Source organism: Streptomyces sp. NPDC027189, from assembly GCF_055566975.1.
Window position 1 is genome coordinate 531,992 of record NZ_JBVHRI010000004.1, and the last position, 21,777, is coordinate 553,768.

Annotated in this window: 17 protein-coding genes; 9 read left to right on the plus strand and 8 right to left on the minus strand. The window is 71.5% G+C overall.

Going from position 1 to position 21,777, the window contains the following annotated elements; translation table 11 throughout:
- Positions 1-282: 282 nt before the first annotated feature.
- Together ACZ4RZ_RS13335 and ACZ4RZ_RS13340 are read left to right on the plus strand one after the other, a co-directional pair.
- On the plus strand, positions 283-2,592 hold the full coding sequence (locus ACZ4RZ_RS13335) for an ArnT family glycosyltransferase (protein WP_467744205.1): 2,310 nt from the start codon (positions 283-285) through the stop codon (positions 2,590-2,592).
- Positions 2,593-2,827: 235 nt separating this feature from the next.
- A complete protein-coding gene (locus tag ACZ4RZ_RS13340; protein ID WP_467744207.1) occupies positions 2,828-3,631 on the plus strand; it encodes an endonuclease I family protein in 804 nt (267 codons plus the stop codon).
- Between the two features lie 30 nt (positions 3,632-3,661).
- On the opposite strand, the gene ACZ4RZ_RS13345 is transcribed toward ACZ4RZ_RS13340, so the two are convergent.
- From ACZ4RZ_RS13345 to ACZ4RZ_RS13355, 3 genes are all read right to left on the minus strand, one after another.
- A complete protein-coding gene (locus tag ACZ4RZ_RS13345) occupies positions 3,662-5,347 on the minus strand; it encodes a thiamine pyrophosphate-binding protein (protein WP_467744209.1) in 1,686 nt (561 codons plus the stop codon).
- Positions 5,344-6,312, minus strand: coding sequence for an agmatinase (gene speB, locus ACZ4RZ_RS13350; protein WP_467744211.1), 969 nt, complete (start codon positions 6,310-6,312; stop codon positions 5,344-5,346). Before speB ends, ACZ4RZ_RS13345 begins: the two co-directional genes overlap by 4 nt.
- A gap of 73 nt (positions 6,313-6,385) precedes the next feature.
- A complete protein-coding gene (locus ACZ4RZ_RS13355) occupies positions 6,386-7,846 on the minus strand; it encodes a sodium:solute symporter family protein (protein WP_467744213.1) in 1,461 nt (486 codons plus the stop codon).
- Positions 7,847-8,045: 199 nt separating this feature from the next.
- On the opposite strand from ACZ4RZ_RS13355, the gene ACZ4RZ_RS13360 reads away from it, so the two are divergent.
- Both ACZ4RZ_RS13360 and ACZ4RZ_RS13365 read left to right on the plus strand, forming a co-directional pair.
- Positions 8,046-9,572, plus strand: coding sequence for a PucR family transcriptional regulator (locus tag ACZ4RZ_RS13360; protein WP_467744215.1), 1,527 nt, complete (start codon positions 8,046-8,048; stop codon positions 9,570-9,572).
- 658 nt (positions 9,573-10,230) lie between these two features.
- A complete protein-coding gene (locus tag ACZ4RZ_RS13365; protein WP_467744217.1) occupies positions 10,231-11,019 on the plus strand; it encodes a phosphatase in 789 nt (262 codons plus the stop codon).
- A 70-nt stretch (positions 11,020-11,089) separates the two neighbouring features.
- Here ACZ4RZ_RS13365 and ACZ4RZ_RS13370 read toward each other — a convergent pair whose 3' ends face one another.
- The 5 genes from ACZ4RZ_RS13370 to ACZ4RZ_RS13390 form a co-directional block, all read right to left on the minus strand.
- Positions 11,090-11,767, minus strand: coding sequence for a maleylpyruvate isomerase N-terminal domain-containing protein (locus ACZ4RZ_RS13370; protein WP_467744219.1), 678 nt, complete (start codon positions 11,765-11,767; stop codon positions 11,090-11,092).
- Positions 11,768-11,885: 118 nt separating this feature from the next.
- On the minus strand, positions 11,886-12,857 hold the full coding sequence (locus tag ACZ4RZ_RS13375; protein WP_467744221.1) for a cation diffusion facilitator family transporter: 972 nt from the start codon (positions 12,855-12,857) through the stop codon (positions 11,886-11,888).
- A gap of 9 nt (positions 12,858-12,866) precedes the next feature.
- Complete coding sequence (tesB, locus tag ACZ4RZ_RS13380) at positions 12,867-13,739, minus strand: acyl-CoA thioesterase II (protein WP_467744223.1); 873 nt, start codon at positions 13,737-13,739, stop codon at positions 12,867-12,869.
- 35 nt (positions 13,740-13,774) lie between these two features.
- Complete coding sequence (locus tag ACZ4RZ_RS13385; protein WP_467744225.1) at positions 13,775-14,932, minus strand: acyl-CoA dehydrogenase family protein; 1,158 nt, start codon at positions 14,930-14,932, stop codon at positions 13,775-13,777.
- 175 nt (positions 14,933-15,107) lie between these two features.
- Positions 15,108-15,701, minus strand: a complete 594-nt coding sequence (locus tag ACZ4RZ_RS13390; RefSeq protein ID WP_467744226.1) for an SACE_7040 family transcriptional regulator — start codon at positions 15,699-15,701, stop codon at positions 15,108-15,110.
- Between the two features lie 96 nt (positions 15,702-15,797).
- Here ACZ4RZ_RS13390 and ACZ4RZ_RS13395 point away from each other — a divergent pair, with 96 nt between their 5' ends.
- The 5 genes from ACZ4RZ_RS13395 to ACZ4RZ_RS13415 all read left to right on the plus strand — a co-directional run bounded on the left by ACZ4RZ_RS13395 (position 15,798) and on the right by ACZ4RZ_RS13415 (position 21,759).
- The gene (locus ACZ4RZ_RS13395) at positions 15,798-17,414 is read left to right on the plus strand and encodes a carboxyl transferase domain-containing protein (protein WP_467744228.1); all 1,617 of its coding nucleotides are present in this window, start codon (positions 15,798-15,800) and stop codon (positions 17,412-17,414) included.
- A gap of 13 nt (positions 17,415-17,427) precedes the next feature.
- Complete coding sequence (locus tag ACZ4RZ_RS13400; protein WP_467744229.1) at positions 17,428-19,356, plus strand: acetyl/propionyl/methylcrotonyl-CoA carboxylase subunit alpha; 1,929 nt, start codon at positions 17,428-17,430, stop codon at positions 19,354-19,356.
- Positions 19,353-20,294: a hydroxymethylglutaryl-CoA lyase gene (locus ACZ4RZ_RS13405; RefSeq protein ID WP_467744230.1), complete on the plus strand. Its 942-nt coding sequence runs from the start codon at positions 19,353-19,355 to the stop codon at positions 20,292-20,294. Before ACZ4RZ_RS13400 ends, ACZ4RZ_RS13405 begins: the two co-directional genes overlap by 4 nt.
- A 5-nt stretch (positions 20,295-20,299) precedes the next feature.
- Complete coding sequence (locus ACZ4RZ_RS13410) at positions 20,300-21,466, plus strand: acyl-CoA dehydrogenase family protein (protein WP_467744232.1); 1,167 nt, start codon at positions 20,300-20,302, stop codon at positions 21,464-21,466.
- Between the two features lie 110 nt (positions 21,467-21,576).
- On the plus strand, positions 21,577-21,759 hold the full coding sequence (locus tag ACZ4RZ_RS13415; RefSeq protein WP_467744234.1) for a hypothetical protein: 183 nt from the start codon (positions 21,577-21,579) through the stop codon (positions 21,757-21,759).
- Positions 21,760-21,777: the final 18 nt, after the last annotated feature.

Genomic DNA, 21,777 nt, shown 5'->3' on the forward strand with positions numbered 1-21,777 from the left:
GCTGTCCTCCTCTCCGCGCTCAGGGTAATCGCCAGGTCCGACAGTGGCCTGGCCGGGCATGGCTGTGGCCCCAGGGAACATATCGTTCGTCGGAGGTCCGGGGCAGCCGAATGAGTGATCACCATGAGGCATTCATCTGCACGGCTGCCCGTGCCACCGAGCGGGCACCCGAAACGGGGTCGGCGCACCAGGTATGGCTCTCTTACCCGTATCTCATCCATCCACAGCTCGCCCCCAGGCAGAGCACAGCCCGTGCTCATCGGGCATATGCAGGGTGCACTGGTGACATCTGCCACCGATCCACTGTCCCCGGCCCCCGGCCGCCCCGTGGCCCCCGCTCCCACCCCCGGCGCACCGGCCGTCGAGCCGCCCCAGGGGCCGTCCCCCACATCCGCCGCACCCCGCTGGTCGCTCCCCGCGCTGATCGCGATCATGGTGCTGGCCGGAGGCCTGTACTCCTGGAACCTCTCCTCCTCCAGCCTGAACAGCTTCTACAGCGCGGCCGTGCTCAGCGGTACGCACAGCTGGAAGGCGTGGTTCTTCGGCTCGCTCGACGCGGGCAACTTCATGACCGTCGACAAGCCACCGCTGGTGCTCATGGTCATGGGCCTGTCCTGCCGGGTGTTCGGCTACGGCACCTGGCAGATGATGCTGCCGCTGATCGGGGCCGCGCTCGGCACGATCTGGATCCTGCACTCCTCGGTGAAGCGGGTCTTCGGGCACGCCGCCGCGGCGATCGCCGCGCTCGTGCTCGCGCTCACCCCGATCACCGTCGCCATCAACCGGGACAACAACCCCGACTCGCTGCTGGTCCTGCTGATGGTCGGCGGCGCGGCGCTCGCGCTGCGCGCCGTGCGCCACGACAAGCTGCTGCCGCTGATCGGCTCCGCGGTCTGCTTCGGACTCGCCTTCAACACCAAGATGCTCCAGGGCTACATCGCGCTGCCCGCCGTCTTCGCGGTCTACCTGTACGCGTCCCGGCTCGGCCTGGTGAAGCGGATCGTGAACCTGCTGCTCGCGGGCGTGGCCCTGGCCGTCTCCAGCTTCTGGTGGGCGGCGGCCGTGTCACTGGTGCCCGCGTCCGAGCGGCCGTACATCGGCGGCTCGACGGACGGCACCGCTTGGAACCTGATCATGGGCTACAACGGCCTGGGCCGGGTCTTCGGCGGCGGGGGCGGCGGGGGCGGCGGCTTCTCCGGGACCGCCGGCCTCGGCCGGATGTTCAACGACATCCTGGGCGGCCAGATTTCGTGGCTGCTGCCCTTCGCGGGCATCGCGCTCGTGGGCGGTCTGGTGCTGTGCGGGCGTGCGCCGCGCACCGACCCGACGCGTGCCGCGCTGGTGCTCTGGGGCGGCTGGACCGCGCTGCACTACCTGACCTTCGCGATGGCCGAGGGCACCATGCACCCGTACTACACGACCGCCCCCGCGCCCGGTGTCGCGGCGCTGTGCGGAGGCGGCGGCGTCATGCTGCTGCGCGCCTTCCGCGCCGACAAGCGGTGGGTGTGGGTACTGCCCGTCGCCCTGGGCGCCACCGGCATCTGGTCGGTCGTGCTGCTGCGCCGGGCCTCCGGCTGGAACACCTGGCTGTGGCCGACCGTCGCGGTGGTCATGGCGCTCGCGATCACGGGCCTGCTGGTCTTCCGCTCCGGCCGACGCGTCCAGCTGTTCGCGGCCTCCGTGGCCGCCGCGGTCGTCGCATCCGTCGCCGGTCCGGCCGCGTACGCCGCTTCGGTGCCCTCCGGCACGGGCGGCGGCATGGGCGGCACCAACCCGACGGCCGGCCCGACGACGGGCAGCGGCATGGGTGGTCCCGGCGGCGGCCGGGGCGGCTTCGGCGGCGGGAACGGCGGTCCGGGAGGCGGTGAAATGCCGGGCGGGACCCAGCAGGGCGCCCAACAGGGCGGTGCGAACGGCCAGATGGGTACGCCGCCGAGCGGTGCCCCCGGCGGCGGCATGCCCGGTGGCACTCAGCAGGGCGGCGGCGAGAACGGCGCCTTCCCCGGCGGCGGGACGGGGACACCCCCGAACGGCACCGGCGGGACCAACGGCGCCACCGGCCGACGCGGCGGCTTCGGCGGCGGTATGGGCGACGGCGCGAACAGCGAGCTGATCACATACCTGAAGAAGCACCGGGACGGCGCCAAGTGGCTGCTCGCGGTGTCCGGTTCGCAGAGTGCCGCGCAGCTGATCGTGAGCAGCGGGCAGCCCGTCATCTCCATGTGGGGTTGGACCGGCACCGACAAGGCGATGACGCTCGCCAAGCTCAAGGAGCTGGTGAAGAAGGGCGAGTTGCACTACATCCAGCTCGGCGGCGGCATGGGCGGCGGTGGCATGGGCCAGGGCGGCTCGGACAGCGTCAGCTCCGAGGTCACGGCCTGGGTGCAGAAACACGGCACGGCGGTGAAGGAGAGCGCGTACAGCAAGAGCGCGACCTCCTCGACCGGCACCGGCACCGGCACCGGCACGGGCTCCAGCTCCTCCGGCACCGGCACCGGCTCCGGCTCCGGCACCGGCTCCGAGTCCAACTCGCAGACGCACAACAGCCAGTCGTCGTCGCTCTACCGCCTGGACCCGTCGGACCTCGACTGAGGCAGCTCAACCCGGACAGTTCGACCCAGGCGGGCCGAACACCCGCGCGCACTGCGGCCCCCGACCGAGTTCCCCTCGGCCGGGGGCCGCAGTGGTATGCCAAATCGCCTGCACAACAAGCGACTTGCCGGATCCCGACACACAACCGACCCCTCCCGTTCACTCACCGAAACACATGTCCATGTCACGCTCCGGTTGGCCGCTCATTCAACCCGCGTAGAACGGACGCCCCCACATGCCCGCCACGCACATACGCCGCTGGAAGACGCTGGCGCTGACCACCTCCGCCGTGCTCGTCGGCCTCACCGTGCCGACGGTGACCGCCACTCCGGCGAGCGCCACGACGACCGCGTACGACACCACGTACTACAAGAACGCGGTCGGCAAGACCGGCACGAGCCTCAAGTCCTCGCTGCACACCATCATCAGCAGCCAGTCGAAGCTCTCGTACTCGGCGCTCTGGGACGCCCTGAAGGTCACGGACCAGGATCCGAACAACAGCGGCAACGTGATCCTGCTGTACTCCGGCCTCTCCCGCAGCAAGAACCTCAACGGCGGCGACGTCGGCGACTGGAACCGCGAGCACGTGTGGGCGATCTCGCACGGCGGCCTCACCACCTCGACCGGCCCCGGCACCGACCTCCACCACATCCGCCCGGAGGACGTGCAGGTCAACGGCGTCCGCGGCAACAAGGACTTCGACGAGGGCGGCAGCACCTTCACCAACGCCGGCGGCAGCCTCACCGACTCCGACTCCTTCGAGCCGCGCGACGCGGTCAAGGGCGACGTGGCCCGCATGATCCTCTACATGACGGTCCGCTACGAGGGCGACGACGGCTTCGCCGACCTGGAGCCCGACGACAAGGTCGCCAACGGCAGCAACCCGTACATCGGCAAGCTCTCAGTCCTCAAGCAGTGGAACGACGAGGACCCGCCGGACAGCTTCGAGGAGCGCCGCAACCAGGTCATCTACGACACCTACCAGCACAACCGCAACCCGTTCATCGACCACCCGGAGTGGGTGGAGGCGATCTGGTAGACCGCCGCCACCACCACCGGCGGCCGGGCGTCAGCCCAGGTGGGTCGGGGCGAACATCCGCAGTACGGCCGGGAGCAGTACCACCGAAGGGCCGGGGCTTGCCAGGGCCTTCGACAGGTCCTCTTCCAGGGTCTCGGGGGTCGTGCGGACCCCCGGGACGCCGAACGACTCCGCGAGGGCGACGTAGTCCGGCCGGGCCAGCTCGGTCGCCGTCGCCTGGCCGAAGGTGCCGGTCATGTACTCCCGCAGGATGCCGTAGCCGCCGTCGTCGACGATCAGCCAGGTGACGTTCAGGTCGTACTGCTTCGCCGTCGCCAGCTCCGCGATCGAGTACAGCGCGCCACCGTCGCCGGAGACCGCGAGGACCGGGCGGGTGGGGTCGGCGGCGGCCGCCCCGAGCGCGGCCGGGAAGCCGTAGCCGAGGCCGCCCGCACCCTGCGCGGAGTGCATGGTGTTCGCGTCGCGCGCGTCGAAGGCGGACCACGCCCAGTACGCCAGGATCGTCATGTCCCAGAAGGACGGCGAGTCGTCCGGGAGGGCCCGGCGCACCGACGCCAACACGTCCTGCTCCAGGGTGAGTTCCTGGGCGGCGATGCGCTCGGCGACGTTCTCCAGCACCGTGCGTACGCGGTCCGCGGCCGTCGGGTCGGTGCGCTCCTCGACCGTCTCCAGCAGTGCCGACAGGGCGAGGCGCGCGTCCGCGTGGATGCCCAGCGCCGGGTGGTTGGACTCCAGTTTGCCGAGGTCGGCCTCGATCTGGACGACCCGGCCGCGGGGCTTGAACGTGTGGTAGTTCGAGGAGAGTTCACCGAGACCCGAGCCCACCACCAGGAGGACGTCCGCGTCCTCCAGGAAGTCCGTGGTGTGGCGGTCCTCCAGCCAGGACTGGAGGGAGAGCGGGTGGTTCCAGGGGAAGGCGCCCTTGCCGCCGAAGGTGGTGACGACGGGGGCGCTCAGCTTTTCGGCGAGCTGACGGAGCTTTCCGGACGCGTCCGCGCGTACGACACCGCCGCCCGCGATGATCGCGGGACGGGCGGCGCGTGACAGCAAGTCGGCGGCCACCGCGGTCAGTTCGGGGCGCGGGACCACGTCCTCCGGGGTCGCGTCCATCGCCGTCACCACCGGCAGGTGGGTCTCGGCGAGGAGGACGTCCTGCGGGATCTCCACCCACACCGGGCCGTGCGGAGCGGTCAGCGCCGACTCCCAGGCGGCCGCGATCGCCGACGGGATCTGCGACTGCGTACGAACCGTGTGAACCGACTTCACCACGCCCCTGAACGACGCCTGCTGATCAGGGAGTTCGTGCAGATAGCCGTGGCGGCCGCCACCGAGCCCCGCGGTGGGGATCTGGCTGCTGATCGCGAGGACGGGCGCGGACGCCGCCGCCGCCTCCTGCAGCGCGGCGAGCGAGGTCAGCGCCCCGGGGCCGGTGGAGAGCAGCAGCGGGGCGGCCTCACCGGTGATCCGGCCGTACGCGTCCGCCGCGAACCCGGCGTTGTTCTCCACGCGCAGGCCGATGTACTGCAGCAAGGACCGGCGCAGCGCGTCGAACATGCCTAGCGCGTGCTGCCCGGGCAGGCCGAACACGGTCGTCGCGCCGAGACCTGTGAGGGTCTCCACGACCAGGTCTCCGCCGTTACGGCCGGTGGGAGGGTTCAGCGCGGCCTCCGTCTGCGCCGCCGTCGGACGGAGTACCAGGTCGTGGTCGTGGGTCACTTCGAGCGAGCCTCAGCAATCTGACGGGACATGATCGTGGTCAGTTCGTACGCCGTGTGGGACGCGGCGACGGCGGTGATCTCGGCGTGGTCGTACGCGGGTGCGACCTCGACGACGTCGGCCGAGACCAGGTTGCAGGACGCCAGCCCGCGCAGGATCTCCAGGAGTTCGCGGGAGGTCATGCCGCCCGCCTCGGGCGTGCCGGTGCCGGGCGCGTGCGCCGGGTCGAGGCAGTCGATGTCGATGGAGATGTAGAGCGGCCGGTCGCCGATGCGCTGACGCAGCTGGTCGGCGACCTCGTCGGCGCCGCGACGGTAGATGTCCGCGGAGGTGACGATGCCGAAGCCCATCTTCTCGTCGTCGGTGAGGTCCTGCTTGCCGTACAGCGGGCCGCGGGTGCCGACGTGCGAGAGGGCCGAGGTGTCGAGGATGCCCTCCTCGACGGCGCGGCGGAACGGGGTGCCGTGCGTGTACTCGGCGCCGAAGTACGTGTCCCAGGTGTCGAGGTGCGCGTCGAAGTGGAGCAGCGCGACCGGGCCGTGCTTCTTGGCGACGGAGCGGAGCAGCGGCAGCGCGATGGTGTGGTCGCCGCCGAGGGTCATCAGGCGGGCGCCGGTGCCGAGCAGCTCGTCGGCCGCCGCCTCCACCGTCTCCACGGCCTCGTTGATGTTGAACGGGTTCGCCGCGATGTCACCGGCGTCCGCGACCTGCGCGAGAGCGAAGGGAGAGGCGTCCTGCGCCGGGTTGTAGGGGCGCAGCAGCCGGGACGCCTCGCGGATCGCGTTGCCGCCGAAGCGGGCGCCCGGCCGGTACGAGACGCCGGAGTCGAACGGCACACCGACCACGGCGACGTCGGCGGTGCCGACCTCGTCGAGGCGCGGCAGCCGGGCGAAGGTCGCGGGGCCCGCGTACCGCGGGATGCGGGACGAGTCGATGGGCCCGCGGGGCGTCTCGTTGCTGCTCATGTTGAATTGCCTTCCTTCTTACGCATCATCGCGTATGTAAAGCTATGCACATCTATGTGCTACTAGTACGACTCTACTGGTGAGCCGGGACCGGTTCGGGCGAGGGTTCGGGGGTGCGACCCGCGAGGCGCTCGCGCCAGGCGGCCAGTACGGCGGCCTCGGTCGGCTTGGTGGACAGCGACACCACCACGTAGGCGGCGAGCGAGGACAACAGCCCGTAGTAGACCGGCTCGTTCGCCAGGATGCCGTACGTCGCCATCAGGCCGATGACCGCGAGGCCGCCGACGGCGACGGAGGCGAGCGCGCCGGCCGCCGTGCCGCGCTTCCACAGCAGACCGCCGAGGATCGGCACGAGCAGACCGCCGACGAGCAGGTTGTACGCGACGGTCAGCGCCTCGACGACGTTGTTGAGCGCGATCGCGGTGCAGATCACCGCGACGCCCATGATCAGGATGAAGGCCCGGTTGCCCTTGACCTCGTCGCGCTCCTCGCCATCACGCTTCACCACCCCGCGCAGCTTCGCCCAGATGTCGTTGTTGGCGACGGTGGCGCAGGCGATGAGGGCACCGGAGGAGGTGGACATGACGGCCGCGAGCGCCGCGGCAAGCACCAGCCCTCGTACGCCGACCGGAAGTTCGTCCTTGACGATGGTCGCGAACGCGGTGTCGGCGCTGGGCAGCTTCGGGTAGAGCACCTTGGCCGCCGTACCGATGACGGCGCCGGCGAGGGCGTACACCAGGCAGTAGGTGCCCGCGACGGTGCCGCCCCACTTGGCCGTCCTGTCGCTGCGGGCGGTGAAGACGCGCTGCCAGATGTCCTGGCCGATCAGCATGCCGAACGTGTAGATCAGCACGTACGTGAAGATCGTCTCGCCGCCGATGCCCAGCGGGTCGAAGTACTCGGTGGGCAGCTTGGCCTTCATCTCGCTGAACCCGCCGGCCTTGATCACGGCGATGGGGAGCAGGAGCAGCAGCACACCGACGGTCTTGACGACGAACTGCACCATGTCGGTGAGGGTGATCGACCACATGCCGCCGAGCGTCGAGTACGCGACGACGATCGAGCCGCCGAGGATGATCGCGAGCGTCCGGTTCATGTCGAAGAGGACGTCGAAGATCGTGGCGTACGCGATGGTCGAGGTGACCGCCAGCATGAGGGTGTACGCCCACATGACGACGCCGGAGATGACACCGGCCCGGCCGCCGTAGCGGAGGTCCAGCATCTCGGAGACGGTGTAGACCTTCAGGCGGGCGATGCGGGCGGAGAAGAACACGGAGAGGGCGAGGAGCCCGAGGCCGATGGTGAACACCATCCAGGCGCCCGAGAGCCCGTACTGGTACCCCAGCCCGACGCCACCGATCGTGGACGCGCCGCCGAGGACGATGGCGGCCATGGTCCCGGAGTACATGGCGGGTCCGAGCCGCCGCCCTGCCACGAGGAACTCACTCTTGGACTTGGCGCGGCGCATGCCCCACCAGCCCATGGCCAGCATGCCGGCCAGATAGACGACGATCACTGTGTAGTCGACGGCCATGTGGGGCCCTCCTTCGCGCACTCTCGGTGGCGTGTCGTGCAGATGGAACCGGGGACGCGGCCGGGAGCGGTGCCCGGCCGGGAGACCGGCAGCGGATCGCGGGGACATACGCCCGTACCCGCGGCTGCCGACGGCACTGACCCTAGGTGGCCGGAAAGCGACTCTGAAGTGTACGTTTCATCCACTGTCACTGAACCGGATGGAGGGAACGTCCACCATGCCGGACACATCCAACCCTTCCGCCCCGCCTGTCCCACCGACCCCACCGGTCCCGCTTTCCGCCCTCCTGGCCCGGGAGGACCTGGGCCTGCGCCAGATCGCGGGCCCGTCGGACCCGGATACCGTGATCCACTGGGCGCACACGTCGGAGATGGCCGACCCGTACCCGTATCTGCTGGGCGGCGAGCTGCTCCTGACCGCCGGGGTCCACATCCCCGAGGCGGCGGGCTCGGGCACTTACTTCGACGACTACGTGTCCCGCATCGTCGCGGCGGGCGGCACGGCCCTCGGCTTCGGCCTGGTCCCGGTCCACGACACGGTCCCGCGGGCGCTGGTGGCGGCCTGCGACGCGTACGGCCTCCCCCTCCTGGAGGTCCCGCCCCAGACCACCTTCTCCGGTGTGGCCCGCGCGGTCTGGCAGCTCATGGCCCAGGCCCGCCTCGCGGAACTGCGCCGTGTGACGGAGGCCCAGCAGAGCCTGGCCGCGGCCGCGGCCCGCCCGGACCCGGTACCGGCGGTGCTGCGACAGCTGGCCCAGCGGGTGGGGGGCTGGACGGTGCTGTACGGGCCGGACGGGGTCGAGCTGGCCAGGGCGGGGAGGGTGGCCGAGGCGGCCCCGCCCGGGAGTACCCCCGTGGCGCCGGCGCTCGCCGAGCTGGCCGCTGTTGTGCGACCCCGGGAAGGGAGAACCGCTCCCTCCTCGGCCACCGACACCGTCGGCGGTGTCCATCTCGCCGCCTACGCCCTCGGGGCCGGGCAGGGCTTCGTGCTCGGGGTCGGGGCTCCGCGCCGTGAACCCGGGGACCACACCATCGCCTCCGTCGCGACGGTCCTGCTCTCGCTGCTCACCGGGGAGCACCAGAGCGGGAGCGGGGCGGCGCGGCTCGCGGCGCTCGTGCGCGTGCTGCTGGGCGCCTCCCCCGAGGACGTGGCGCCGCTCCTCGGGGGCGAGCGGTGGTTCGTCGTGCACGCGCGCCCCGCCGGGGACGGCCCCGCACCGGACGCCGTCGCCGCGTCCGCGCTGGGAGCGGCGCTGGGTTCCGCGCTGGTCGACGCGGGCGGCGACGTCGTACGGGTCCTCGTGCCCGGCGCCCGTGAGCCCACCGCGCAGGCGGGCTGGACGTGCGGGGTCAGCGCGCCGGTCGGGCCGCACGAGTGGGCGGCCGCCGACACACAGGCGGCCCGCGCCCTGGCCCGGGCCCGCGCGACCCGGGCACCGCTGGTCCGCCACGGCGAGCGCCCCGCCCTCGCGGACCTCGTCCCCCCGGCCGATGCCGAGACCCACGCCCGCGCCCTCCTCGCCCCCATCGCCGCCACCCCCGCTCTCACCGAGACCCTCCGCACCTGGCTCTCCCTGCACGGCAGTTGGGACCGCACAGCCGTGGCCCTCTCCGTCCACCGCAACACCGTCCGCCAACGCATCGCGCGCTGCGGGGCGTTGCTGGGGGCGGACCTCGACGACCCCGATGTGCGGATGGAGTTGTGGTTTGCGTTGCGGGAGGGGTGATGGGGTGCGGGACGGCAGGGGGGAGAGTGCCACGAGGCGACGGGGCGGAGGGCCGAGAGGCCGCCAGCCCGCGAGGCCGCCAGCCCGCCAGCCCGCGAGGCCGCGAGGCCGCGAGGCCGCGAGGCCGCGAGGCCGCGAGGCCGCGAGGCCGCGAGGCCGCGAGGCCGCGAGGCCGCGAGGCCGCGAGGCAAGCTTTCCAAGTGACCGAGTCGGGTGGGTGGGTGGGAAGCACCGCCGCGGAGCGGCGGGAGCGGCCGCACCGGGCGGCGGTGACAAGGCACCCAGGCTCCGGGGGAAGCAACGCCACGGAGCGGCGGGAGCGGCCGCACCGGGCGGCGGTGGCAAGGCGCCCGGGCCCAGTTGGGGAGGCACCGTCGCGGAGCGGCGGGGAGCGGCCGCACCGGGCGGCGGTGACAAGGCACCCAGGCTCCGGGGGGAGCAACGCCGCGGAGCGGCGGGAGCGGCCGCACCGGGCGGCGGTGACAAGGCGCCCGGGCCCAGTTGGGGAGGCACCGTCGCGGAGCGGCGGGGAGCGGCCGCACCGGGCGGCGGTGACAAGGCACCCGGGGCCCACCCGGCACCGTACCGCCGAGTGACCCGTGTCCCACGGTTCAGGACACTCACCCGAGGAACGGAGCGCACCGGCACAATGGGGGGCATGCCGATACCCGGGACCCCCAGCCGCGCCGAGCTCGTCGACCACCTCGTGAGGACCCGTATCGCGGGCGACGTAGCCACGCCCCGCGAGAACAACCTCTCCCACTACCGCAAGCTCGCGAACGGCGACCGCAATTTCTGGCTCGGCCTGGAGCTCGGTGACCGCTGGACCGACGAGCAGGACGTACTCGCGGTGATGGCGGAGCGGTGCGGCGTGAGCGACGACCCGGAGTACCGGTACGGGCAGGACACCATCGACCCGGAGCTGACGGTGGACGCCCTGGAGCGTGCCGCGGCCCGGCTGCGCAAGGCGGCGGACGGCGAGCAGCGGGTGCTGTTCGCCACCGGCCACCCCGGCGGCCTCCTCGACGTGCACCGCGCCACCGCCGCCGCCCTGCGCACCGCCGGCTGCGAGATCGTCGTCATCCCGGACGGGCTGCAGACGGACGAGGGTTACGTCTTCCAGTTCGCGGACGTCGCGGTCCTGGAACACGGCGCCACACTGTGGCACACCCACTCGGGTGAGCCGATGCGCGCGATCGTCACGGGCCTGGAGCGCGAGGGCCGCCCGCTGCCCGACCTGGTCGTCGCCGACCACGGCTGGGCGGGCTGCGCCGGCCAACTCGGCCTCGACTCCATCGGCTACGCCGACTGCAACGACCCCGCCCTGTTCCTCGCCGAGGCCGAAGGCACCGTCCAGGTGACGATCCCCCTGGACGACCACGTCAAGAGCCCCCGGTACTACGACCCGATGGCGGCGTACCTGCTCGCGGCAGCGGGACTCGCATAAGTCCCGCCGGCCCCGTCCAAGTCCCGGCAAGCCCCGTCCAAGTCCTGTACGGGGCCCGTCCAAGTCCCCTCTAGAGCCCGGCGATCGACGCGGGGGCACGCTCCACGCGGGCGAGCCCCCGGATCACGTCCACCGCCCCGTGCCGGCGCACCGCCAGCCGGGCGAGCAGTTCGACCACGGGCGCGGTCACGCGCTCGGGGAACTCCGGGTTCGGCAGACCCACGCTGCACGCCAAGTCATCGGCGTGGACGACCAGTTCCATCAGCCGGGTGAGCAGGAAGTCGTCGAGGTCGAGGGACCAGTCGCCCCACGACGTCATCCGGATCGCCCGCCCGGCGGGCACCCGGGGAAGCTCGGCGCCCAGCCACCCGACCGCCTCCCGCACACGCGCGAGGAGCGCCCCGTGTCCGTCGACGGCCGTCGCCTCGCCCCCTTTACGGATCCGCACATTGACCGCGCCGTCGACACCGGCGTCCAGCCAGGTCACCCGCTCCAGGTAGTACTCCCGCAGCGAGACCACAGGCTCCTTGGGCTCCGGCTCCGCGAGCAGCTCCGGAAGGGCCAGTTCCTGCCATGCGGTGTGCCCGGCCAGGCCCCCGACGCTGAAGTCCCGCAGCGCGCTGGGCTTCTCCCAGGCGGCCGCGACGGCGGGCTCGGCGACCAGCTCGGCCACGGTCCCGGCCGCCTCCAGGAAGGCCCCCCGGATCCGTCCCCCGCGCCAGTTCCACGACTCTTCCGTTCGGCTCATACCGCCCCCTCGGGTCCGCGACGTGCGGCTCCCGATCCTCGCAGCCGCGCCGGTACCCGGCCCAGATCCAATCCCGTACAACTGGACCACAGGCTCGCGGGCCCACCCCAACCGGCTTTCACGGCCAGGGATTCAGCCCCTCCGTCCGCCGCTGCGCATACCCCGGCGTCGGATCCAGATACACCCGGCTCACCACCGGGAACGCTTCCCGCAGCCGCAGTTCCGCCTGCTCGCAGGCCCATTCGATCTGGGCCGCGGTCGACACGTCCCTGAAGTCGACCTTGGCCGCGATCAGCGCCTCCCGCGGCCCCTGCACCAGCGTCGTCAGCTCCAGTACGGCCTCCACGTGCTCCACGGCCAGCAGTTCGGCCCGGATCCGCTCGCGCATCGGCTTGGGCAACGGCCGCCCGATCAACAGCTCCGCGTTGGAACGGCCCAGCACCCAGGCGACGTACAGCAGGAGTGCGCCGATGCACAGCGACGCGATGCCGTCCCAGACGCCGGAGCCGGTGAGCTGGCCGCCGAGCAGGCCGCCCGCGGCGAGCACGAGACCGATCAGCGCGGCCGAGTCCTCCATGACCACGGCCTTCACGGCGGTGTCCGGCGTGTGGCGCAGGTATCTCTTGAAGGGCGCCCCGAGGCGCGCCGCCTCACCCCGCGCCTGCCGTACCCCGGTCCGCAGCGAAAAGCCCTCCAGCACGAACGCCACCGCGAGCACGATGTACGAGACGAGCGGGTCGCCGAGTTCCTCGCCCGCCACGAGGGTGTGGACGCCGTCGTAGATCGAGAACACCGCGCCGCCGACGAAGGTCGCGACCGCCGCGAGCAATGCCCAGATGTACCGCTCCGGGCCGTACCCCAGCGGATGGTCCTCGTCCGCCGGTTTCTCGCTGCGCTTCAGCGCGGTGAGCAGCAGCACCTCGGTGACGGTGTCGGCGACGGAGTGCGCGGCCTCGGACAGCATCGCGCTGGATCCGCTGATCACTCCGGCGACGGCCTTCGCCAGCGCGATCCCCAGGTTGGCGACGGCGGCGACGATCACCGTGAAGGTGCTCTCGCCGCCGCCGTTCTGCTCTGCCGCTTCAGCCATGCCACAGTTTTACCTGGGGATCCGGACCACGCCCTCCTGGATCACCGAAATGGCCAGCCGGCCGTCCTGCGTGTAGATGCGGGCCTGGCCGAGCCCGCGTCCGCCCGACGCGGACGGCGACTCCTGGTCGTACAGCAGCCATTCGTCGGCGCGGAACGGGCGGTGGAACCACATCGCGTGGTCCAGCGAGGCCCCGACGACGTCGCCGGTCACCCAGCCGCCGCGCCCGTGCGCGAGCAGGATGGAGTCCAGCAGCGTCATGTCGGATACGTATGTGGCGAGGACGACGTGCAGCAGCGGGTCGTCGACCAGCTTGCCGTTCGTGCGGAACCAGACCTGGGAGCGCGGCTCGCGGATCTCGCCGACGGTGCCGTACGGCGGCGCGTCGACATAGCGCAGGTCGACGGACTCGCGGGCCTCCAGGAGGCGCTCCACGACGACCGGGTCCGAGAAGACGTCGGCGTACAGCGGCAGCAGCTCGGCGGCCGTGGGCAGCGTCTCCGGGTCGGGTGCGGGCGGCATCTCGGCCTGGTGCTCCATGCCCTCCTCGTACGTCTGGAAGGACGCCGAGAGATGGAAGATCGGCTGGCCGTGCTGGATCGCGACCACCCGGCGCGTGGTGAAGGAACGGCCGTCGCGGATGCGGTCCACCGAGTACACGATGGGCGCGCCGGGGTCCCCCGCACGCAGGAAGTACGCGTGCAGGGAGTGCGCCAACCGGTCGTCGGGGACCGTACGCCCCGCGGCGACCAGTGCCTGCGCCGCCACCTGCCCGCCGAAGACGCGGGGGACGACGGCGGACCTGGACTGGCCGCGGAAGATGTCCTGCTCGATCCGCTCGAGGTCGAGCAGATCGAGCAGGGACTGAAGTGCCTGACTCATGACGTCAGTTGTACCGTGAACTTTTTTCGCGGACCTTACAGGCCCATGTCCTTGGCGATGATCGACTTCATGATCTCGCTGGTGCCGCCGTAGATGCGGTTGACGCGGTTGTCCGCGTACAGGCGGGCGATCGGGTACTCGTTCATGAAGCCGTAGCCGCCGTGCAGCTGGAGGCAGCGGTCGATGACACGGTGCGCGACCTCGGTGCAGAACAGCTTGGCGGACGCGGCCTCGGCCGGGGTCAGCTCGCCCGCGTCGAGCGCCTCCAGGGCACGGTCGGCGACCGCCTCGGCGGCGTCCACCTCGGCCTGGCAGGCGGCCAGCTCGAACTTGGTGTTCTGGAAGGAGGCGACGGGCTTGCCGAAGACGGTGCGCTCCTGGACGTACTCCTTGGCGAACCGGACGGCGGCCTTGGCCTGCGCGTACGCGCCGAAGGCGATGCCCCAGCGCTCGGAGGCCAGGTTGTGGCCGAGGTAGTAGAAGCCCTTGTTCTCCTCGCCGAGGAGGTCCTCGACCGGGACCTTCACGTCGACGAACGCAAGCTCGGCGGTGTCGGAGGTCTTCAGGCCGAGCTTGTCGAGCTTGCGGCCGATGGAGTAGCCCTCGGACTTGGTGTCCACGGCGAAGAGGGAGATGCCGAAGCGGCGGTCCTCGGCCGTGGGAGCGGAGGTGCGGGCGCAGACGATGACGCGGTCGGCGTGGACGCCGCCGGTGATGAAGGTCTTGGCGCCGTTGAGGACGTAGTGCGTGCCGTCCTCGGAGAGCTTCGCGGTGGTCTTCATGCCCGCGAGGTCGGAGCCGGTGCCCGGCTCGGTCATCGCGAGGGCCCACATCTCCTCGCCGGAGACGAACTTCGGCAGGAAGCGCTTCTTCTGCTCGTCGCTGGCGAGCATCTTTATGTACGGCAGGCCGAGCAGCACGTGCACGCCGGAGCCGCCGAACTGGACACCGGCGCGCGCGGTCTCCTCGTACATCACGGCCTCGAACTTGTACGAGTCGATGCCGGCGCCGCCGAACTCCTCGTCGACGCGGATGCCGAAGACGCCGAGCTCGGCGAGCTTGTAGTAGAAGTCGCGCGGCGCCTGGCCCGCGGCGAACCACTCGTCGTAGACCGGAACGACCTCGGCCTCGATGAAGGCCCGCAGGGTCTCCCGGAACGCCTCGTGGTCCTCGTTGAACACAGTACGGCGCACCGCCGCCACCTCCACCTGGGGTTTCTGTCTAAGCGCTTGCTCAGATATCACGTTACCCGCCAGTCACGACGGTCGTCCAGAGCAACCAGTGCGAGACGCTCGTCACGCCGCCGCACGACCCCAAGGACCGGCGGTGCCAAGCCGACCGCCGACCACCCAGCGCCGACTTCCGGCCTCAGTCCGTCCCGACGGCCCCGAACGCCCCCCGGGCCATCCGGTGCAGCAGCGCCGCGGTCGCGCCACGGCCCGGCAGGGACCCGGGGCGGCCCAGGTGCGGCGTCGAGTTCAGCAGTCCGAAGACCGAGTGCACCGCCGAGCGCGCGGCGGGCTCGTTCAGCCCGGGGTAGACCTCGCGCACGACTTCCACCCACAGCTCGACGTACTGCCGCTGGAGCTGGCGTACGAGCTTGCGGTCGCTGTCCCGGAGGCGGTCCAGCTCGCGGTCGTGCAGGGTGATCAGGGGGCGGTCGTCGAGCGCGAAGTCGATGTGCCCCTCGATGAGCGAGTCGAGGAGCGCCTCGGGGTTCCCGTCGGCCTCCGCCACCCGGCGCTTGCCCCCCGTCAGCAGCTGGCCGCTGATCCCCACCAGCAGCTCGGCGAGCATCGCGTCCTTGCCGGCGAAGTGCCGGTACAGACCGGGGCCGCTGATGCCGACGGCCGCTCCTATCTCGTCCACGCCGACGCCGTGGAAGCCACGCTCGGCGAAGAGCCGCGCGGCTTCCTTGAGGATCTGCTCGCGGCGGGTGGGGGCGTCGGTTCTGGTGGCCATGAAAGCAATTCTAGACAGGGAGGTTAGCGGTCGTTAACCTGAAGGAAATGCGTTAACGCTCATTAACTGGTGGACCACTGGTGAGGGGACCGCAGGATGCACGAGGCACCGGAGCTGACGAGCGCGGCAGATCCCGCGTCGGAGGCCTGGCGGGCCAATGAGGCGGCGCACCGCGCGCTGGGCGAGGAGCTGCGGCAGAAGCTGGCCGCGGCCCGGCTCGGCGGCGGTGAGCGGGCCCGGGAGAGGCACACCGCGCGCGGGAAGCTGCTCCCGCGCGACCGCGTGGACACCCTCCTCGACCCAGGGTCGCCCTTCCTGGAGCTGGCGCCCCTGGCCGCCGACGGGATGTACGACGGGCAGGCCCCGGCCGCCGGCGTCATCGCCGGGATCGGCAGGGTCAGCGGGCGCGAGTGCGTGATCGTCGCCAATGACGCCACCGTCAAGGGCGGCACGTACTACCCGATGACGGTGAAGAAGCACCTGCGCGCCCAGGAGGTGGCCCTCGAGAACCGCCTCCCCTGTGTGTACCTCGTCGACTCCGGGGGTGCCTTCCTGCCGATGCAGGACGAGGTCTTCCCCGACCGCGAGCACTTCGGGCGGATCTTCTACAACCAGGCGCGGATGTCGGGCGCCGGCATCCCCCAGATCGCGGCCGTCCTCGGGTCCTGCACGGCGGGCGGCGCCTACGTCCCGGCCATGAGCGACGAGGCCGTGATCGTGCGCAACCAGGGCACGATCTTCCTCGGCGGCCCGCCCCTGGTGAAGGCCGCCACCGGCGAGGTCGTCACGGCCGAGGAGCTGGGCGGCGGCGAGGTCCACGCGCGTGTGTCGGGTGTCACCGACCACCTTGCGGAGGACGACGCCCACGCGCTGCGGATCGTACGGAACATCGCGGCCACGCTTCCCGCGCGCGGACCGCTGCCCTGGTCGGTCGAGCCGACCGTCGAGCCGAAGGTGGACCCGTACGGGCTGTACGGGGCGGTGCCGGTCGACTCCCGCACCCCCTATGACGTACGCGAGGTCATCGCGCGCGTGGTCGACGGTTCGCGTTTCGCCGAGTTCAAGGCGGAGTTCGGGCAGACCCTGATCACCGGCTTCGCCCGGATCCACGGGCACCCGGTCGGGATCGTCGCCAACAACGGCATCCTGTTCTCCGAGTCCGCCCAGAAGGGCGCCCACTTCATCGAGCTGTGCGACCAGCGCGGCATCCCGCTGGTGTTCCTGCAGAACATCTCCGGGTTCATGGTCGGGCGCCAGTACGAGGCCGGTGGCATCGCCAAGCACGGCGCCAAGATGGTGACGGCCGTGGCGTGTACGAGGGTCCCCAAACTCACGGTCGTGATCGGCGGCTCGTACGGCGCGGGCAACTACTCGATGTGCGGCCGGGCGTACTCGCCGCGCTTCCTGTGGATGTGGCCCAACGCCAAGATCTCCGTGATGGGCGGCGAGCAGGCCGCGTCGGTCCTCGCGACCGTCAAGCGCGACCAGTTGGAGGCGCGCGGCGAGTCCTGGCCCCTCGAGGAGGAAGAGGCCTTCAAGGACCCGATCCGCGCGCAGTACGAGCACCAGGGGAACGCCTACTACGCGACGGCCCGGCTCTGGGACGACGGCGTGATCGACCCGATGGAGACCCGGCAGGTGCTGGGTCTCGCCCTGACCGCCTGCGCCAACGCGCCCCTGGGTGACCCCCAGTTCGGCGTCTTCCGGATGTGAGGGACCTCTGACCATGTTCGACACCGTTCTTGTGGCCAACCGGGGTGAGATCGCGGTCCGGGTCATCCGTACGCTGCGGTCGCTGGGCGTGCGCTCCGTGGCCGTCTTCTCCGACGCCGACGCGGACGCCCGGCATGTGCGCGAGGCGGACACGGCGGTACGGATCGGCCCGGCGCCGGCGGCCGAGAGCTATCTGTCCGTGGAGCGCCTCCTGGAGGCGGCGGCACGGACGGGAGCGCAGGCCGTGCACCCGGGCTACGGCTTCCTCGCGGAGAACGCGTCTTTCGCGCGCGCGTGCGCCGACGCGGGGCTCGTCTTCATCGGACCACCCGCCGAAGCGATCTCCCTGATGGGCGACAAGATCCGCGCCAAGGAGACGGTGAAGGCGGCCGGGGTCCCCGTGGTGCCGGGTTCGAGCGGCAGCGGGCTCACCGACGCGGAGTTGGCCGACGCGGCCCGGGAGATCGGTATGCCGGTGCTGCTGAAGCCCTCGGCGGGCGGCGGCGGCAAGGGCATGCGGCTCGTGCGGGACGCGGTGCTGCTCGCCGACGAGATCGCCGCCGCCCGCCGCGAGGCCCGCGCCTCCTTCGGCGACGACACCCTGCTCGTCGAGCGCTGGGTCGACCGCCCCCGGCACATCGAGATCCAGGTCCTGGCGGACGGCCACGGCAATGTCGTGCACCTGGGCGAGCGCGAGTGCTCCCTCCAGCGCCGCCACCAGAAGATCATCGAGGAGGCGCCGAGCGTGCTCCTCGACGCCGGCACGCGCGCCGCGATGGGCGAGGCGGCGGTCCAGGCGGCCCGCTCCTGCGGCTACCGGGGCGCGGGCACGGTGGAGTTCATCGTGCCGGGCGGCGACCCGTCGTCGTACTACTTCATGGAGATGAACACCCGCCTCCAGGTGGAGCACCCGGTCACCGAGCTGATCACGGGTATCGACCTGGTGGAGTGGCAGCTCCGGGTGGCGGCGGGCGAGCAACTGCCCTACGGGCAGCAGGACATCACGCTCGCGGGGCATGCCGTGGAGGCACGCATCTGCGCCGAGGACCCCGCGCGCGGGTTCCTCCCTTCCGGCGGCACGGTGCTCGCGCTGCACGAGCCGCAGGGCGACGGCCTGCGCACCGACTCGGGGCTGAGCGAGGGCACGGAGGTCGGTTCGCTCTACGACCCGATGCTCTCCAAGGTCATCGCCTACGGACCCGATCGCGCGACCGCGCTGCGCAAGCTCCGGGCGGCCCTCGCGGAGACGGTCACGCTGGGGGTGCAGACGAACGCGGGGTTCCTGCGGCGACTGCTGGCCCATCCGGCGGTGGTGGCGGGCGAGTTGGACACCGGGCTGGTGGAGCGCGAGGCGGACTCCCTGGTCTCCAGCGACGTACCGGACGAGGTGTACGAGGCCGCGGCCGCCGTACGGCTCGAAGCGCTGCGGCCCCGGGGCGAGGGCTGGACCGACCCCTTCTCCACGCCGAGCGGGTGGCGACTCGGGGGCGAGCCCAAGCCGGTGGGCTTCCACCTGCGGGTGCTCGACCCCGTGGAGTACACCCCGCGCGGCACCCACTCCGTCACCGCCGACCAGGTCTCCGTGACCCTGGACGGCGTACGCCACACTTTCCACCGGGCCGCCGACTGGCTCGGCCGCGACGGCGACGCCTGGCATGTGCGTGACCACGACCCCGTGGCCGCCTCCCTCACCGGCGCCGCGCACGCCGGAGCCGACTCGCTCACCGCCCCCATGCCCGGCACGGTGACCGTAGTGAAGGTCGCCGTGGGTGATGAAGTGGCCGCCGGGCAGAGCCTGCTGGTGGTCGAGGCGATGAAGATGGAGCACGTCATCTCCGCGCCGCACGCCGGGACCGTCAGCGAGCTGGACGTCACCCCGGGCACGACGGTCGCCATGGACCAGGTGCTGGCCGTGATCGCACCGCACGAGGAGGCGGAATGACCGTTCAGGGACTGCCCATGGTCGTAGCGGCCCAGGACCTGCCCGCCCAGGTGCGGATCCACGAGGTCGGCGCGCGCGACGGGCTGCAGAACGAGAAGGCGACCGTACCGACCGAGGTCAAGGCGGAGTTCGTCCGGCGCCTCGCCGACGCGGGCCTGACCACGATTGAGGCCACCAGCTTCGTGCACCCCAAGTGGGTGCCCCAACTGGCGGACGCGGAGCAGCTGTTCCCGCTGATCAGCGATCTGCCAGGGGTGCATCTGCCCGTCCTCGTGCCGAACGAGCGAGGACTCGACCGCGCCCTCGCCCTCGGCGCCCGCCGCGTCGCCGTCTTCGCCAGCGCGACGGAGTCCTTCGCCAAGGCCAACCTCAACAGGACCGTCGACGAGGCGCTCGCCATGTTCGAGCCGGTGGTGGCCCGGGCCAAGGCGGACAAGGTGCACGTCCGCGGCTACCTCTCCATGTGCTTCGGCGACCCCTGGGAGGGCGGCGTCCCCATCCATCAGGTCGTCCGCGTCTGCAAGTCCCTGATGGACATGGGCTGCGACGAGCTCAGCCTCGGCGACACGATCGGCGTGGCGACGCCGGGCCACGTCCAGAACCTGCTCGCCGAGCTCAACGAGGAAGGCGTGCCGACCAGCGCGCTCGGCGTGCACTTCCACGACACGTACGGCCAGGCGCTCGCCAACACCCTGGCCGCGCTGCAGCACGGCGTCACGACCGTCGACGCCTCCGCGGGCGGCCTCGGCGGCTGCCCGTACGCGAAGTCCGCGACCGGCAACCTCGCCACCGAAGACCTCGTATGGATGCTCCAGGGCCTCGGTATCGACACCGGGGTCGACCTCGGCCGACTCACCGCCACAAGCGTGTGGATGGCCGGACAACTGGGCCGACCCAGCCCGTCCCGCACCGTCAAAGCCCTCTCCCACCAGGAGTGATCCCCATGTCCCTCGACCACCGCCTCTCCCCAGAACTCGAAGAACTCCGCCGCACGGTCGAGGAGTTCGCACACGATGTCGTGGCGCCGAAGATCGGCGACTTCTACGAACGGCACGAGTTCCCGTACGAGATCGTGCGGGAGATGGGCCGCATGGGCCTGTTCGGGCTGCCGTTCCCGGAGGAGTACGGCGGCATGGGCGGCGACTATCTCGCCCTCGGCATCGCCCTGGAGGAGCTCGCCAGGGTGGACTCCTCCGTGGCCATCACCCTGGAGGCGGGCGTCTCTCTCGGCGCCATGCCGATCCACCTCTTCGGCACCGAGGAACAGAAGCGCGAGTGGCTCCCCCGGCTCTGCTCCGGCGAGATCCTCGGCGCCTTCGGGCTGACCGAGCCGGACGGCGGCTCGGACGCGGGCGCGACGCGTACGACGGCCCGTCTCGACCCCGAGACGAACGAGTGGGTGATCAACGGCACGAAGTGCTTCATCACCAACTCCGGCACGGACATCACGGGGTTGGTGACGGTCACGGCGGTGACCGACCGCAAGCCCGACGGCCGGCCGCTGATCTCCGCGATCATCGTGCCGTCCGGCACCCCGGGCTTCACGGTCGCGGCGCCGTACTCGAAGGTGGGCTGGAACGCGTCCGACACCCGCGAGCTGTCCTTCTCCGACGTGCGCGTCCCGGCCGCCAACCTGCTCGGGGAGGAGGGCCGCGGCTACGCCCAGTTCCTGCGGATCCTCGACGAGGGCCGGATCGCCATCGCGGCGCTGGCGACGGGGCTGGCACAGGGCTGTGTCGACGAGTCGGTGAAGTACGCCAAGGAGCGGCACGCGTTCGGGCGGCCGATCGGCGCGAACCAGGCGATCCAGTTCAAGATCGCCGACATGGAGATGAAGGCCCACACGGCCCGCCTGGCGTGGCGCGACGCCGCGTCCCGTCTGGTGAGCGGGGAGCCCTTCAAGAAGGAGGCCGCCCTCGCCAAGCTGTACTCGTCCACGATCGCCGTCGACAACGCCCGCGACGCCACCCAGGTCCACGGCGGCTACGGCTTCATGAACGAGTACCCGGTCGCCCGCATGTGGCGCGACTCCAAGATCCTGGAGATCGGCGAGGGCACGAGCGAGGTGCAGCGGATGCTGATCGCAAGGGAGTTGGGGCTGGTCGGCTGACCGCCGCCCACCACTGGCACCACCCCCCCACCACCTGCCACCACCCCCACCACCGACACCGGCCTGCGCCCACCTGGGCGCAGGCCGGTCGTGCTTCGTCGCGCCATGCCGTGCTCAGGGGGCGGCTGTACACCACGGGCGGCCCGGCTTCGGACGCCTGCAGCTACACCCCCGTCAAGTCCACCGCCGAGGCCAACCTGACGCTGAACTGGCTCGGTTCCTTCCGCTCCGGCTACGAGACGGTCGGCAACTGGGTGGGCGGCAATTGGGTGGTGAGCAAGGGCAAGGCCTGATCGCATCGCCGTACGGGG

Bases quoted from the DNA above. Each gene is read 5' to 3' on its own strand.
- ACZ4RZ_RS13340 (WP_467744207.1), top strand. From the start codon at position 2,828: ATGCCCGCCACGCACATACGCCGCTGGAAGACGCTGGCGCTGACCACC.
- speB (WP_467744211.1), bottom strand. From the start codon at position 6,312: ATGAGCAGCAACGAGACGCCCCGCGGGCCCATCGACTCGTCCCGCATC.
- ACZ4RZ_RS13355 (WP_467744213.1), bottom strand. From the start codon at position 7,846: ATGGCCGTCGACTACACAGTGATCGTCGTCTATCTGGCCGGCATGCTG.
- ACZ4RZ_RS13360 (WP_467744215.1), top strand. From the start codon at position 8,046: ATGGAGGGAACGTCCACCATGCCGGACACATCCAACCCTTCCGCCCCG.
- ACZ4RZ_RS13365 (WP_467744217.1), top strand. From the start codon at position 10,231: ATGCCGATACCCGGGACCCCCAGCCGCGCCGAGCTCGTCGACCACCTC.
- ACZ4RZ_RS13370 (WP_467744219.1), bottom strand. From the start codon at position 11,767: ATGAGCCGAACGGAAGAGTCGTGGAACTGGCGCGGGGGACGGATCCGG.
- ACZ4RZ_RS13375 (WP_467744221.1), bottom strand. From the start codon at position 12,857: ATGGCTGAAGCGGCAGAGCAGAACGGCGGCGGCGAGAGCACCTTCACG.
- tesB (WP_467744223.1), bottom strand. From the start codon at position 13,739: ATGAGTCAGGCACTTCAGTCCCTGCTCGATCTGCTCGACCTCGAGCGG.
- ACZ4RZ_RS13390 (WP_467744226.1), bottom strand. From the start codon at position 15,701: ATGGCCACCAGAACCGACGCCCCCACCCGCCGCGAGCAGATCCTCAAG.
- ACZ4RZ_RS13395 (WP_467744228.1), top strand. From the start codon at position 15,798: ATGCACGAGGCACCGGAGCTGACGAGCGCGGCAGATCCCGCGTCGGAG.
- ACZ4RZ_RS13400 (WP_467744229.1), top strand. From the start codon at position 17,428: ATGTTCGACACCGTTCTTGTGGCCAACCGGGGTGAGATCGCGGTCCGG.
- ACZ4RZ_RS13405 (WP_467744230.1), top strand. From the start codon at position 19,353: ATGACCGTTCAGGGACTGCCCATGGTCGTAGCGGCCCAGGACCTGCCC.
- ACZ4RZ_RS13410 (WP_467744232.1), top strand. From the start codon at position 20,300: ATGTCCCTCGACCACCGCCTCTCCCCAGAACTCGAAGAACTCCGCCGC.